Origin of the sequence: Neisseria sp. P0017.S009 (genome assembly GCF_051957375.1) — a bacterium.
GTDB classification, from domain to species: Bacteria; Pseudomonadota; Gammaproteobacteria; order Burkholderiales; family Neisseriaceae; genus Neisseria; species Neisseria perflava.
This window is the reverse complement of the sequence record NZ_JBQCWL010000034.1, coordinates 1-265: the sequence shown is the minus strand read 5'-3', so window position 1 is coordinate 265 and position 265 is coordinate 1. Positions and strand designations below refer to the sequence as shown.

Annotated in this window: 1 pseudogene; it reads left to right on the top strand. The window is 53.2% G+C overall.

The window, feature by feature from the left end:
* Positions 1-265, top strand: a pseudogene (locus ACTHTG_RS11220) (restriction endonuclease subunit M); the annotation flags it as partial.

The following is a 265-nucleotide window of genomic DNA, read 5'->3' as shown; positions in this document are numbered from 1 at the left end:
CTTCAGCAACTACCGCTTCAAACTTTCAGACGGCCGCGAAGTATTTTTCCGCCTGACCGCAGCCGACACCGCCAAAGACAACCGCAAAGACAACGATGCCGCCCGCGTATTTGCGCTGGCACAAGAGCGAGTGATTGAAAAAGAAGACGACAACGGCGACATTTACGAAGAAGCGGTTTATCCCGTCCGCGAAATTTCAGACACTTCGGGCGGCAAAACGCTGGAAATCCGCTTCGAATACATCGTTGCGTCCAAAGGCGAGAAG